Below are 13763 nucleotides of genomic sequence, written 5' to 3' on the forward strand. Positions count from 1 at the left end.
CCGGTCCCGACACCCTGGTCGGGCAAGCCGCGCCAGAGCCTGATGCTCCGCCGTGACTTGCCACCGCCGGTGTTGGCCGGTTGGAGGCAAGCTCATGAACCTCACTTCATTCGTTTCACATCGCCAGCCTGCGTGCCTTGCGCCGCAGCAGGCCCGCGCCTGGCCGCGGCGTCTGCACGGGTACCTTGACCACCGCCACGACCCCCCCAGTAGATGTGGGGCGCGTCTTCCTGCACGCCTGAGCCCCATACTGCTCACTGAATAAACGATATTGAACGGTATCTTTACGCTCGAACTTTTCACGTTAAAAGTTCGCGGGATAACTATTGCCCCGTGTTTATGAAAAGGAATTAAACCATGGATTGCGCGAGTAGAAAGTTCGCTGCCGAAACAACTTCCGACCCTCGGCAGCGGACAGACAACTGTCGGAAAGAACCAGCATTATTCAGCGACCCGACATGCCTTCGTTCACCGCCTGAGTGAAACGTCCGTGTGTCGTGCCGCCGCAGCGGCAGGAGCACAGCAACATGACTGTCAAACACCGTAACACCTCATCGGCCAAGGCCGAACGCGAAACCCGCCTGTCCACCCGTGCCGCCCGTGAAGCGCGCAATGGCCTTGCGGTCACCCTCGCCAACCTCGATGCCACCGAACAGGGCCTGACCGAGCACGAAGCTGCCAAGCGCCTGACGCGCGATGGGGCCAACCAGGTTGCCCACGATCCGCAACCCCACGCCCTGGTGCAGCTGCTCAAGGCCCTGCACAACCCGTTCATCTATGTACTGCTGACCCTGGCCGGGATCAGCTTCGTCACCGACTACTGGCTGCCGGTCAGCGCAGGCGAAGCGGAAGACGCCGACCTGACCAAGGTCATTATCATCATGACCATGGTCAGCCTCAGCAGCCTGCTGCGCTTCTGGCAGGAGTACCGCTCGAACAAGGCTGCCGACGCGCTCAAGGCAATGGTGCGCACCACTGCGACCGTGCTGCGCCGCGAGCAGATCGGGCAAGCCCCGCGCCTGCGCGAAGTGCCCATGGACGAACTGGTGGCCGGCGACATAGTGCAGCTTTCTGCAGGTGACATGATTCCCGCCGATATCCGCCTGCTCGAAGCGCGTGACCTGTTCATCAGCCAGGCCGTGCTTACCGGCGAAGCGTTGCCGGTCGAAAAGTACGACACCTTGGGTAATGTCGCGCAGAAGTCCGCTGCCGAGCACGGCGCACAACAGGACAACCTGCTCGAGTTGCCGAACATCTGCTTCATGGGTACCAACGTGGTCAGCGGTCGCGCCCGCGCCGTGGTGGTCGCCACCGGCCGACGCACCTATTTCGGTTCGCTGGCCAAGGCCATTGCCGGTTCGCGCAGCCAGACCGCTTTTGACCGCGGCGTCAACAGCGTCAGCAGCCTGCTGATCCGCTTCATGCTGGTGATGGTGCCGGTGGTGTTCATGATCAACGGTGTGGTGAAAGGCGACTGGGGTGATGCCTTCCTCTTCGCGCTTGCCGTGGCAGTGGGCTTGACCCCGGAAATGCTGCCGATGATCGTCAGCGCCAACCTGGCCAAAGGGGCGGTGGCCATGGCCCGGCGCAAAGTGGTGGTCAAACGCCTGAACGCCATCCAGAACCTGGGCTCCATGGACGTACTGTGCACCGACAAGACCGGCACGCTTACCCAGGACCGGATCATCCTCGAACACCACGTACGCTTCGACGGCCAGCCCGACAAGCACATCCTTGAACTGGCCTGGCTCAACAGCCATCACCAAAGCGGCATCCGCAACCTGATGGACCAGGCCGTGCTGCATTTCGCCGGCCAGGACCGCCAGTTCCAGGCGCCTTACGCCTACGCAAAGGTCGACGAACTGCCGTTCGACTTCATCCGCCGCCGCCTGTCAGTGGTGGTGAAGAATGCCTTGGGCGATCACCTGCTGGTAAGCAAAGGGGCGGTCGAGGAAATGCTCGCCATTGCCACCCATGTGCAGGAAGGCGACAGGGTCGTTGCCCTTGATCCGTGCCGCCGCCAGCAGCTTCTGGCCAGTGTCGATGCCTTCAACCAGGACGGCTTCCGCGTGTTGGTGGTTGCCACCCGGGAGATCCCGGCGGCCGAAGGCAAGGCGCAGTATCACACCGACGATGAGCGCGATCTGGTCATCCAGGGCTTGCTGACCTTCCTCGACCCGCCCAAGGAAACTGCAGGCCCGGCCATCGCCGCCTTGCGCGACATGGGCGTGCAGGTAAAGGTACTGACTGGCGACAACCCGGTGGTCACGTCCAAGGTCTGCCGTGAAGTGGGCCTCGAACCAAGCCAGCCCTTGCTCGGCCAGGACATCGAGGGCATGGACGACACCACTCTGAAGCTTCAGGTGGAGCAGCGCACCGTCTTCGCCAAGCTCACCCCGCTGCAGAAATCACGGGTGCTCAAGGCCCTGCAGGCCAATGGTCACACTGTGGGCTTCCTTGGCGACGGCATCAACGATGCCGCAGCCCTGCGCGATGCTGACGTCGGTATCTCGGTGGACAGCGGCACCGACATCGCCAAGGAATCGGCCGATATCATTTTGCTGGAAAAGAGCCTGATGGTGCTCGAGGAGGGCGTGCTCAAAGGCCGCGAAACCTTCGGCAACATCATGAAGTACCTGTGCATGACTGCCAGTTCCAACTTCGGCAACGTGTTCTCGGTCCTGGTGGCCAGTGCGTTCATTCCGTTCCTGCCGATGCTGGCGATCCACTTGTTGCTGCAGAACCTGATGTATGACTTTTCCCAGCTGTCGCTGCCGTGGGACCGCATGGACAAGGAGTTCCTCAGCAAACCACGCAAATGGGATGCCCGTAACATCGGTCGCTTCATGCTGTGGATAGGCCCTACGTCGTCGATCTTCGACATCACCACCTTCGCCCTGATGTGGTACGTGTTCGCCGCCAACAGCGTCGAAATGCAGGCGCTGTTCCAGTCTGGCTGGTTCATCGAGGGGTTGCTGTCACAGACGCTGGTCGTGCACATGCTGCGCACTCGCAAGGTGCCGTTCTTCCAGAGCACCGCTGCATTGCCGGTGGTACTGGCAACGGGGCTGGTCATGGCATTGGGTATCTACATCCCGTTCTCCCCGGTGGGCGCGATGGTTGGCCTGGTGCCGCTGCCGTGGGAATACTTCCCTTGGCTGGTCGCCACCTTGCTGGGTTACTGCGTGGTCGCACAGGCCATGAAGGCCCTCTATATCCGCCGTTTCGGCCAGTGGTTCTGAGCCATGCAAGGAGAGCAGACCATGCGAGTACTGATCTGTGCAGGACGCAACTACGCCGACACCCGGCGCTGCCGCCAGGCGCTGGACGACGTCCAGCGCCAGCGACCCATCCGGGTGTTGATCCACGGTGGCAGCCAGTTCCTCGGCGGCGAGATCGAAAGCTGGGCGCGCGAGCACGGTGCCGATCTGGTACGTTACCCGCCAAACTGGCAGCTGCACGGCAAGCAGGCCGAACGCCTGCGCAACCGGTTCATGCTCAATGACAGCCGCCCTGACCTGTTGCTTGCCCTGCCCGGTGGCGATGACACCGAGGAGCTGCTGGCCAGGGCCCGCGGCGCCGAAATTCAGTTACTGTGCGCCAGGCAACCACGCCAGCCCGAGCGGGACGATTGCAGCTAATGCAAGCGCCTGGAGCCTCAACGTTACCTGTAGGAGCGGGCTTGTCCGCGAAGCAGGCGCCCCGGTTTCACGGCCTCAAGCGTTGCGCAGCCGCCCGGGGCGGCTGCTCAGCCTGGCTGCGCCGCCAGGTCGTTGCTGACGTTGCGCCCCAGCACCAGCACGGTGACAAAGCCGCAGCCCACCAGCGCCGTGGCCAGGCTCAGCAGTACCGCAGTGCCCATATGGTCTACGACTTGCCCGCCGAAGAACGAGCCCATGGCGATGATGACCTGGAACATGGCCACGAACAGCGGCATGCCACGTTCGACATCCTTGGGCGCCACGACAAACATCCAGATATTGGCACAAGCCGGGAACGCACCGAAGGCAAAGCCCCACAGTGCGATCAGCATCGCGGCACCCGTCATACCGGTGGCGAAGTGCGGGAACAGGGCGGTGCTGACTGCGATCATGAGCGCCACCAGCATCAGGGTATGCCGCACGCTGCGGTTGGCAGCAAAGCCTGCGAAGATGTTACCCATGAAGCCGGCCACGCCATACAGCAGCAACAATGAACCGATCGTGGGCCCATCAAAGCCGGCATTCTGCTTGAAGAACGGTGCGACATAGGTGTACGCAGCGAAGTGCGCCAGGCCGATCAGCAACACGGCGATCAAACCGACCCGTGCTTGCGGGTTGATGAACAACGCCGGCAGGTCGCGGATGCGGATGGCCTTTTCCGGCATCAGCCGCGGTAGCAGGAAGACCTGCGCCAGCAACACCGGTACGCCTACCAGCGCAGTGACCAGGAACGTCATGCGCCAGCCCATCAGGCCACTCAGCCAGGTGCCCACGGGCACGCCCACTACCGTTGCCAGGGTTACGCCAGCCATGATGATGGAGTTGGCTTTGGCTACGCCCATTCCGTCAGGCGCCAGGCGGCCGCTGAGGGCGATGGCTGTCGCCCAGAAGCCGCCGATACTGATACCCAGAAGCACACGGCCAACCAACAGCAGGTTGAAGTCGCCGGCGTAGGCCACGATGGCGTTGGCGATGATCATGATCAGCGTCAGGCCGATCAGCAGGTAGCGCCGGTCCAGCGCGCCGACGCCTACGGAAATCAACGGGGCGGCTAACGCAGCCATGATCCCTGGCAGGGTCACCATCAGGCCGGCAAGGCCTGCACTGATGCCAAGGTCGCTGGCCACATCGTTCAGCACCCCCACCGGGAGGAACTCACTGGTGACCAGGGCGAAAGCGCCCACGGCTACCGAGAGGATTGCCAGCCATTGCTGGGTCACACTTTGTTGGCTGTGTTCGGGAAGGCCGCGAGGGGCCTGGCTGTTGCTTGGCATGGGTTAGGTTCCATGAGGGATCTCGCCTGTAGCAGGCGCAGGAGCGGGGGGATTTGCAGGCGATTGTAGAGGCGGCCTTGCCCAACCGACAGGCAGGCCGCTCGATAGTAATCATCAGTGCAATCGATGAAACGCGTTGTGTAGCGGGGGGCCAGCGAGTGATCGAACGCGCCGTACGCGCGTCGCCTTCGGCTAGTTATGCTGTTGCTTACCCTCCACCCACTGCTGGTAGGTGATGCGGCTGATGTGCTCAGTTCGATAGTCGTCGAGGAAGCGGTTGTGCTTGTTTTCTTCAGTGTGATGATGACGGAAGCCACACTTCGTCTGGGCAGTCTGTGACTGGCTGTTGTCAGTGTAGTAGCCACACCAGAGTGCCTGCAATTTCAGGTTTTCGAAGGCGTGGCGCATGACTTCCCGCACTGCCTCCGGAACCAGGCCTTGGCCCCAGTAGGGAACCCCGATCCAGTAGGAAATTTCACCTTCCTGTTCACTGATCTCGAAGTTGCTGTTACTGCCAGTCAGCAGGCCGACACAGCCTACGGCACGTTGATTCTGCTTGAGCTCAAGGGCGTACACTTCGGGGTGGTTGAACACTTCGCGAATGACCTCGCGGCTGTGCTCCACACTGGTGTGCACAGGCCAGCCCGCAACGGGGCCGACGCGCTCGTCCTTGGCATATTCGTACAAATCAGCAGCGTCGCTCTCCAGCCAAGGGCGAAGCAGCAAACGTTCGGTTTCCAATTTCATGTCCTTTACTCGTGTCTGGTCCGTTGGGCCAGCGTATGGCCGACTGGCCATGCGGTAAACGTCACTACCTTGGCATTATCGGTACTTTTCGAAACTGCACGGGTGCTTGATGTTAGGCTGTTGCCTCTATCTGGCGGCGGTGCCGAGTGCGATGCATCACATTCCGAAACTTTATGCGACTGGTGATCCAATCCAGACAGGTGAAAGCACGCTTGCCGATGGGCAGGGGGCGCCACTGTCGTTCGGTCATGCCTATCTGACACTGCTTGTGTGCCTGTCCGGGGCTGCCCGTTTCACGCTGAACTTCAAAGAGCATGCTGTCAGGCGCGCAGATGTACTGGTGCTGGCCGAAGACACCATAGCCTTGCTCAAATGTCGCTCCCGGCGCTTCAAGGTGTTTTTCTGCCTGATACCGCAAGCACTTGCTGCCGAGGTCGCCTACCCACTTCCCAATTCATTGTTCGTCTTTCTGCACGACCATCCGCACTGTGTACTTGCCGAAAGTGAGAGGCCGCTGCTGGAAGGGTGGCTGAGGCAGATGCGCGACATTGTGCGGTGCTGTGCCACTTATCAGCACATCATGCTGCGCAACCAGCTACAGAACCTTTTCCTGAAGATTGCCGAGCAGCTTCCCGTGTTACCGACAGCAGGCAGGGCGTTCAGCCGCAAGGAAGCGCTGAGTTGGCGATTCTGGGAGCTGGTAGGCAAACACAGCACCCGGCAGCGCGAGGTTAAGTTCTATGCCGATGCGCTTAACATCACGCCGTTCTACCTGTCGCAACTGACAAAGGCGTATTTCAATTCCAGCCCCAAAGGTTTGATCGATCGGCAGGTGACCTTGGAAATCAAGGCACTGCTTTCCTACAGTAATCACGCTGTCGGGCAAATTGCCGATGCGCTCAATTTTGCCGATGCGTCTTACCTGTGCCGCTATTTCAAGCGTCAGACCGGGTTTTCGCTTTCCAGCTACCGCAGGCAAGCGCAGAACGTGCAAGGGCAGGGCTGAGGCTGGCACAGCGGCGCCTGCCGAGGGCGCTTATCAGTGTGCTCGGCAGGCACGGCATGCTATGGCGAGACCAGTACGTCACACTGCGATTCGTTCAGTACATGCTTGGTGACGCTGCCCACCAGCAGCTCCTCCAGCGCGCTTGCCCCCTGTTTGCCGACCACGATCAGGTCGCACTCCAGCTCCTGTTCCTGCTCGGCAATGCGCCAGCCAGGGTCACCGTGCACCAGGATCTGCCGTGCATCGGCCAGGCCGGCAGCCTCACTCAACGCCGCGAGCTGTGCTTCTGCATCCTTGCGGATGACATTGCGATAGTGGGTGAGGGTGTCGTGGTCGAGATGGGCGAAGCGCACGCTGGCTTCGAACGGGGCTTCGTACACATGCAGCAGAATGATCTCTGCTTGCGGGGCAATGGCCTTGGCCAGTTCGATGGTACGCAGTGAAACGGACGAAAAATCGACGGGCACCAGCACGGTGCGGTAGGCATCACGAGGGGCCGGCTTGACCACCAGCAAAGGGCAGGGCATGCGGTTGAGCAGTTTCTGCACGGTTGAACCCAGCAGCAGGCGCCGCGCTACGCTCTGGCCCCTGGCCCCACACACCAGCAGGTCGCTGTGCTTGTCCTGCACCACCCGGTCGATCTCCGTGATCACCGAGCCGCTGGCGACCTGCACGCCAGCGGAGATACCGTAACGCTGGAACAGCAGCGCCGCCAGTGCGTGGGTTTTCTCGCCTGCGCTATCCAGTACGCGTTTCAACAGATCGTCATCAGGCGTCACCAACTGTTTGAGGCGCTCGAAGGGGGCTGGGTTGGCCACGTAGAGCAGATCCAGCGAGGCCTGTTGCGCATCGCTCAGGTAGGCAGCGCGCTCCGCCGCGTTGCGGGCATGTGGGGAAAGGTCGGTGGCAACCAGTATGTGTTTCAGCGGGTTCATGCGGGGCTCCTTGGCCAAGGCCGCGCACAGCGATCAAGCGGTAAACCTTGAGCACTGTGCGCCTGGCGGTACTTGAGTCATTCCTTGCGTGCAGCCATCGTCGCGCGAACCGGGCGCGAGGGCTTGATTTGGGTCAAAGGAGTGTAGGTGTAGCGGCGGTTCATCCCGGCAACAGCACACGCAACAACCCCGTCACGACAATGGCAAATACCACCACCGCAAGAGGGAAAACCGCGCAGCGGCGTACACGGTGAGCCCTAAAGCACAGCGAGAATAGGCGGCTGAACCAAAATATTGCATGAGTCATCTTGATGCTTTCACATAGCGATACTAATACTTAAGCACTGCCGAAGGGGATGATCATGCAGACACGTTTCGTTGTGGTGCCCGCAGTGCCACTCAAGAAAGAGGCTTATCCTCGGCGGCTTGGCTTTCCCGCCGCCCTGGGGGAGGGTTACGACCTCTACGACACGCAAGAGAAGATGCGGCTGAGCCTGAACTTTTCCACCCGTGCCCAGGCCGAGTTCGAATGTGCACGCCGCAACCGCTGTGGGGATGGCGGCGATACCGAACTCGCCGGCATTGGTTGACCGCCTGCGTGGCCAGGTTCTTGTACCTGGCGCTGCGTTGCAGGGCCTATCGATACATTCAAGCGTTAGCGTTGAAGCTGGAGCCGTTTCAGGGCGCCGGCTCGGCGGCTCATGGCACAGTCAATAAGCTCTACCGCGCGGCCTGCCATTCAATAGTCACAAAGCTGTAACACAGCTGATGCAAAGTGTGCCGGCCATCACATGGAGCACATTTTGATGAAACGCCTGATGAAGTCTGCTGCACTCGCCGTAGCCGTTTCCCTTTGCGCCACCTCGGCAGCCTTTGCTGCAGAAAACGTTCGGTTGACCGGTTCGGGCGCCAGCTTCCCTGCGCCGATCTACCTGACCTGGTTCAAGGACTTCAGCAAGAACACGGCTGGCGTCACGGTCGATTACCAGTCCAAGGGCAGCGGCGCGGGCGTTCAGGACTTCCTGAACAAGACCGTCGACTTCGCCGCCAGCGACTCGGCCATGAGCGAAGCAGACATTGCCAAGGTTGGCGAAGGCGTGCAGTTGCTGCCAATGACCGCCGGTGAAATCGTCCTGGCTTACAACCTGCCGGGTAACCCTAAAGGGCTGAAGCTGCCGCGCGATGTCTACTCCAATATCTTCCTCGGCAAGATCACTCAGTGGAACGACCCGCAAATCGCTGCGGCCAACCCTGATCTGAAGCTGCCTGCTACCCCGATCACCGTAGTCGTGCGTGCCGACTCCAGCGGCACCACGGCCGTCTTCACCAAGCACCTGTCGGCAATCAACGCTGACTTCAAGCAAGGGCTGGGCGAAGGCAACACCGTCAACTGGCCGGCCACCGACAAGTTCATCAAGTCGCCGAAGAACGACGGCGTAACCGCCACCGTCCGCCAGACCCCGGGCGCCATCGGCTACATCGAGTACGGCTTCGCCAAGCTGGCCAAGGTCGACTTCGCCGTGTTGCAGAACAAGGCTGGCCAATACGTCGTGCCAAATGCCGAGAGCGGTGCCGAAGCACTGGCTGCGGTGAACATGCCGGAAAACCTGGTGGCCTGGCTGCCTGACCCGGACGGTGTCAAGTCCTACCCGATCACGTCCTATACCTGGATGATTTTCCGCAAGGACAACGGCAACCCGGAAAAAGCCAAGGCCATGCGTGAAATGGTCGAGTACAGCCTGACCAAAGGCCAGACCATCGCCGACTCGATGGGTTACATCCCGCTGCCGCCATCGGTAGTCGACCAGGTGCGTAAAGCGTCCGCCAACATCCAGTAATAACCAGGCGCTCCCGGTATCGGCATGAAGCCATGCCGGGGGTGTTTGTCCCTTGTCCCGGAACTCGCCAATGAACACTCCTTTTGCCATACCGGATAACCCCGACTCCGCGTGCCAGCCACCGTCTGCGAAAGACTTTCTGGTCGATCGCACCTTCCGTGCGCTTGCGCGCATTGGCGTGGTACTGGTACTGGCGCTGGTCTTCGCGCTGGTCTACGAAGTGGGCCGCAAGGCACTGCCCGGCATTGAAAAGCACGGTTTTGACGTGTTGTTCGGCAGCGTCTGGGACGTTAACCAAGGCAAGTACGGTATTCTGCCAGCGATCTGGGGCACGCTATACAGCGCCTTGATCGCCCTGTTGATCGCCGGTTTCTTCGGCGTCAGCATGGCCATTTTCCTGACCCAGGACTTCCTTCCGGCCAAGCTCGCCGCGGTGTTTCGCACCATCGTCGAATTGCTCGCCGCCATCCCCAGCGTGGTGTACGGCCTGTGGGGCATCTATGTGGTCATCCCGGCGATTCGCCCACTGACCGCCTGGCTGAACAGCGAGCTGGGCTGGATCCCGTTTTTCGGCACCTCCCTGAGTGGCCCTGGGCTGCTGCCTGCGGCGCTGGTACTGGCGATCATGATCCTGCCGACCATCGCTGCGGTTTCCCAGGATGCGCTGACCAGCGTACCGATGAAAACCAAGCAGGCTGCCTACGGCATGGGTACTACCCACTGGGAAGCCATTCTCAAGGTGATGGTGCCCTCGGCGGCTACCGGCATCTTCGGCTCGCTGGTGCTGGGCCTGGGCCGTGCACTCGGTGAAACCATGGCGCTGGCCATGCTGGTCGGCAACGCCAACACCATTTCCCTGTCCTTGTTCGCGCCGGCCAATACCCTGGCGGCGCTGCTGGCGCTGAACTTCCCGGAAGCCGGCCCGAACGAGGTTGAAGTGCTGATGTACGCGGCACTGGTGCTGATGTTCATTACCCTGCTGGTGAACGTCCTCGGCTCGATGATCATGCTCTACGCCCAGCGTGGTAACAAACAATGACTGACCTGACGACCCCTGTAGCCGCTTTGCCCAGCCTGCAGCGCAAGCTGGAAGGCCGCGCCCTGCGCAGCCTGGTATTGACCACCCTGGCATGGTTTGCGGCACTGGTGGCCAGCGTGCCGCTGATTTCCGTGCTGTACATGCTGATCACGCGCGGTGGGGCACGCCTTAACCTGGAAGTGTTCACCGAGCTGCCGCCGACCGGCTTCGAGATGGGCGGTGGTTTCGGTAACGCCATGGCCGGTACCTTCGTCATGGTCGGCATCGCCGCCGCCATCGCTGTGCCGGTCGGTATCCTGGCTGCGGTGTTCCTGGCCGAGCTCGGCCCCGACAGCAAGCTGGCCAACGCTGCGCGCTTTGCCGCCAAGATGCTGACCGGCCTGCCATCGATCCTGGCCGGTGTGTTTGCCTACGCCCTGGTGGTGATGACCACCGGTACCTATTCGGCACCAGCAGGCGGCGTGGCCCTGGCGGTGCTGATGCTGCCGATCGTGGTGCTGACTGCCGAAGAGTCGATGAAGATGGTGCCCAAGATCATGAAGGACGCCGCCTACGGCATGGGCTGTACCCGCGCCCAGGTCATCTGGAAGATCGTCCTGCCTACCGGCCTGCCGGCCATCCTTACCGGGGTGATGCTGGCCGTGGCTCGCGCCGCTGGCGAAACCGCGCCACTGCTGTTCACCGCGTTGTTCAGCAACTACTGGATCTACCATGACGGCGACCTGGCGGTGATGAACCCCACAGCTTCGCTTGCGGTACTGATCTACAACTTCTCCGGCATGCCGTTCGACAACCAGCTGGAGCTCGCCTGGGCGGCCTCGCTGGTGCTGGTAATGATCGTGCTGGTCATCAACATTTTGAGCCGAGTCTTCGGCAAGCCCAAGTATTGAGAAAGGGAGCATCCAACTTGAACGTATCCACTGCGCAAAGAACCGCTCCCATGGTCAGCGAAGCCCCCATCGTCATGGACTGCAAGCTCGACAAGATTTTCTACGGTAACTTCATGGCCGTGCGTGACAGCCATGTGCCGATCAGGAAAAACGAGATCACCGGTTTCATCGGCCCTTCGGGCTGCGGCAAGAGTACCGTGCTGCGTAGCTTGAACCGTATGAATGACCTGGTGAAGGGCTTCCGCTTCGAAGGCCATGTGCACTTTCTTGGGCAGGATGTCTACGGCAAGGGCGTCGACCCTGTCGTGGTGCGCCGCTATATTGGCATGGTGTTCCAGCAGCCCAACCCGTTCTCGATGAGCATCTTCGACAATGTGGCCTTCGGCCTGCGCCTGAACCGCTACAAAGGCGACTTGGGCGATCGCGTGAAGCACGCCTTGCAAGGTGCCGCGCTGTGGGACGAAGTGAAGGACAAGCTCAAGGTCAGCGGCCTGTCGCTGTCCGGTGGTCAGCAGCAGCGCCTGTGCATCGCCCGTGCCATCGCCACCGAGCCGGAAGTGCTGTTGCTGGACGAGCCCTGCTCGGCACTCGACCCGATCGCCACCCGCCGCGTGGAAGAGCTGATGGTCGAGCTGAAAAAGGACTACACCATCGCGCTGGTGACCCATAACATGCAGCAGGCGATTCGCGTGGCCGACACCACCGCGTTCTTCTCGGTGGATATTTCCCAGGGCACCCGCACCGGCTACCTGGTCGAAATGGGCCCAACCGCGCAGATTTTCCAGAACCCGCGCGAGCAACTGACCAGCGACTACATCAGCGGCAAGTTCAGCTGAGCCATGCACACCCAAGGTGGGCGGGTGATGCAGCCAGGAAGGTTGCAACACCCGCCCGCGTTACCTTCCGTTCAAGTGTTACCCAGGATTACCAATGCGAGCGACGCGTCGTCTTGATCTGTCAGCGGTAGAGCGCGCACTGCGCGAGGTGCAGGGCCGTTTTGCCGAGCTCAGCCAGCATTTCACTGAACCGCGGGACCCGTTTACCGACGAGGTGCTGCTGAATGTGGTTGAAGGCTATGCGCTGATTGACGACTATGTCGCTCGCGGTATCGACCTGTTCGACCTGCAACAGCTGAACCTGATGCTGGAAATCAATGCCACCGTGCTATGCGGCAGCGATCCGGCCCGTCGCCTGGAATTCGCCCCGCACCTTGCGGCAACCGAAGCGCACTTTTTCAACAACGTGGAAGGTGGCATCAAGGATTTGTACAACTGGTACTGCGCGTACCGCAGCGATTCCATCTGGAAGCGGGCAGCGGGTGTGTATGTACGGATCCTCAGCAAGCCGCAGCTGTTCATCGAAGGCAACAACCGTACGGGTTCGCTTATTGTCAGCTATTTGCTGATGCGTGCCGGGCTGCCGCCATTCGTGCTGTCGCTGGACAACGCCGAGGGTTACTTCAACCCATCTTCGGTCATACGCAACTCCGCCAAACACGGTGTCAAGGCTTTGTACGAACTCCCCAAGATCAAGAAAAAGTACGCCGCTTTCCTGGAAGCGAAGGCCCCTGAGCCCGGCAAGTTCTTCCTGAACGGCACGCCCGTGCCTGCCTGCGAGGGGAGCCGCTGATGCAAGGTTCTTCCCTGTTCGCACGAGGGCGGCAAGCCATCGAACGCAAGCTCAAGCGTGGCCAGGTACGCATTTCGTTCGATATCGACGACACGCTGGCTTGCCTGCCCGAGCACGCCGCCGCCGAGCACAGCAAGCTGCCGGGTTTCGTCCATCGCTGGCTGGGTGAGCCCCTGCGCAGCGGCACCCGCGAACTGATCCGCGACCTGCGCCGCCAGGGCTGCAGCATCTGGATCTACACCTCCTCGGGGCGTACTCCGGCTTACATCCGCCGGTGGCTGATGCTTTACGGCATTCATGTCGATGGCGTGGTCAACAGCGATCGGCACCAGCACATCCTGGCCCAGAACGGGCTGGAAAATTCACCCTCCAAGCTGCCTTCGGCGTTTGATATTGATCTGCACGTGGATGATTCCGAAGGTGTGCGCCTGGAAGGTGTCGACCACGGTTTCCGCGTGGTGGTGGTGTGCCCGAAGGATGAGCACTGGGCGCAGAAGGTGAAGGACGCGGTGGTGGATGTGCAGGCCCGGCTGGCCTGGCAGCAACCGCACCGCTATGAGATGCCCGCTTGCCAGCGTTCGCAGGCACTGGCTTCCTGAACAGGCGCAATGCCAGCGACCGCGTGGCATCCTTCGCGGGTAAACCCGCCCCCTACAGGACGCTCGTCCTTCGGGTCTTGCACGGCATCTGTAGGAGCGGGTTTA

The 13763-nt window shown here is 61.1% G+C and carries 13 protein-coding genes; 10 read left to right on the forward strand and 3 right to left on the reverse strand.

The genetic code is table 11. The annotated features are described in order from the left end of the window. Positions 1-527: 527 nt before the first annotated feature. Positions 528-3242, forward strand: a complete 2715-nt coding sequence (gene mgtA, locus LVS58_RS08285; protein ID WP_233690649.1) for a magnesium-translocating P-type ATPase — start codon at positions 528-530, stop codon at positions 3240-3242. A 21-nt stretch (positions 3243-3263) separates the two neighbouring features. Then, positions 3264-3641, forward strand: coding sequence for a DUF2493 domain-containing protein (locus LVS58_RS08290; protein WP_233690650.1), 378 nt, complete (start codon positions 3264-3266; stop codon positions 3639-3641). Between the two features lie 107 nt (positions 3642-3748). On the opposite strand, the gene LVS58_RS08295 is transcribed toward LVS58_RS08290, so the two are convergent. Together LVS58_RS08295 and LVS58_RS08300 are read right to left on the reverse strand one after the other, a co-directional pair. Beyond that, positions 3749-4975 carry an MFS transporter gene (locus LVS58_RS08295; RefSeq protein WP_233690651.1) on the reverse strand — a complete coding sequence of 409 codons (1227 nt, stop codon included), beginning with the start codon at positions 4973-4975 and terminating at the stop codon, positions 3749-3751. Positions 4976-5167: 192 nt separating this feature from the next. Next, entirely contained in the window at positions 5168-5722 is a 555-nt protein-coding gene (locus LVS58_RS08300; RefSeq protein ID WP_233690652.1) for a GNAT family N-acetyltransferase, read from the reverse strand. A gap of 151 nt (positions 5723-5873) precedes the next feature. Here LVS58_RS08300 and LVS58_RS08305 point away from each other — a divergent pair, with 151 nt between their 5' ends. Beyond that, positions 5874-6728 (forward strand): helix-turn-helix domain-containing protein, encoded by an 855-nt coding sequence (locus LVS58_RS08305; RefSeq protein WP_233690653.1) that lies wholly within the window; start codon positions 5874-5876, stop codon positions 6726-6728. A 59-nt stretch (positions 6729-6787) separates the two neighbouring features. On the opposite strand, the gene LVS58_RS08310 is transcribed toward LVS58_RS08305, so the two are convergent. Further along, positions 6788-7663: a universal stress protein gene (locus LVS58_RS08310; protein ID WP_233690654.1), complete on the reverse strand. Its 876-nt coding sequence runs from the start codon at positions 7661-7663 to the stop codon at positions 6788-6790. Positions 7664-8019: 356 nt separating this feature from the next. Between LVS58_RS08310 and LVS58_RS08315 the strand changes: the two genes are divergently transcribed. The 7 genes from LVS58_RS08315 (at position 8020) to LVS58_RS08345 (ending at position 13658) form a co-directional block, all read left to right on the forward strand. Further along, a complete protein-coding gene (locus LVS58_RS08315; RefSeq protein ID WP_233690655.1) occupies positions 8020-8253 on the forward strand; it encodes a hypothetical protein in 234 nt (77 codons plus the stop codon). A 216-nt stretch (positions 8254-8469) separates the two neighbouring features. Then, entirely contained in the window at positions 8470-9501 is a 1032-nt protein-coding gene (pstS, locus tag LVS58_RS08320) for a phosphate ABC transporter substrate-binding protein PstS (RefSeq protein WP_233690656.1), read from the forward strand. A 70-nt stretch (positions 9502-9571) separates the two neighbouring features. Further along, a complete protein-coding gene (gene pstC, locus LVS58_RS08325; protein WP_004574212.1) occupies positions 9572-10540 on the forward strand; it encodes a phosphate ABC transporter permease subunit PstC in 969 nt (322 codons plus the stop codon). Continuing rightward, positions 10537-11430: a phosphate ABC transporter permease PstA gene (gene pstA / locus LVS58_RS08330; RefSeq protein WP_003254119.1), complete on the forward strand. Its 894-nt coding sequence runs from the start codon at positions 10537-10539 to the stop codon at positions 11428-11430. Before pstC ends, pstA begins: the two co-directional genes overlap by 4 nt. A 50-nt stretch (positions 11431-11480) precedes the next feature. Next, the gene (gene pstB / locus LVS58_RS08335) at positions 11481-12266 is read left to right on the forward strand and encodes a phosphate ABC transporter ATP-binding protein PstB (RefSeq protein WP_003254117.1); all 786 of its coding nucleotides are present in this window, start codon (positions 11481-11483) and stop codon (positions 12264-12266) included. Positions 12267-12360: 94 nt separating this feature from the next. After that, a complete protein-coding gene (locus LVS58_RS08340; protein WP_004574211.1) occupies positions 12361-13059 on the forward strand; it encodes a hypothetical protein in 699 nt (232 codons plus the stop codon). Continuing rightward, positions 13059-13658, forward strand: coding sequence for a hypothetical protein (locus tag LVS58_RS08345; RefSeq protein ID WP_233690657.1), 600 nt, complete (start codon positions 13059-13061; stop codon positions 13656-13658). The genes LVS58_RS08340 and LVS58_RS08345 overlap by 1 nt, the downstream gene beginning before the upstream one ends. Positions 13659-13763: the final 105 nt, after the last annotated feature.

This window comes from Pseudomonas sp. JR33AA (assembly GCF_021378985.1).
Lineage (GTDB): Bacteria > Pseudomonadota > Gammaproteobacteria > Pseudomonadales > Pseudomonadaceae > Aquipseudomonas > Aquipseudomonas alloputida.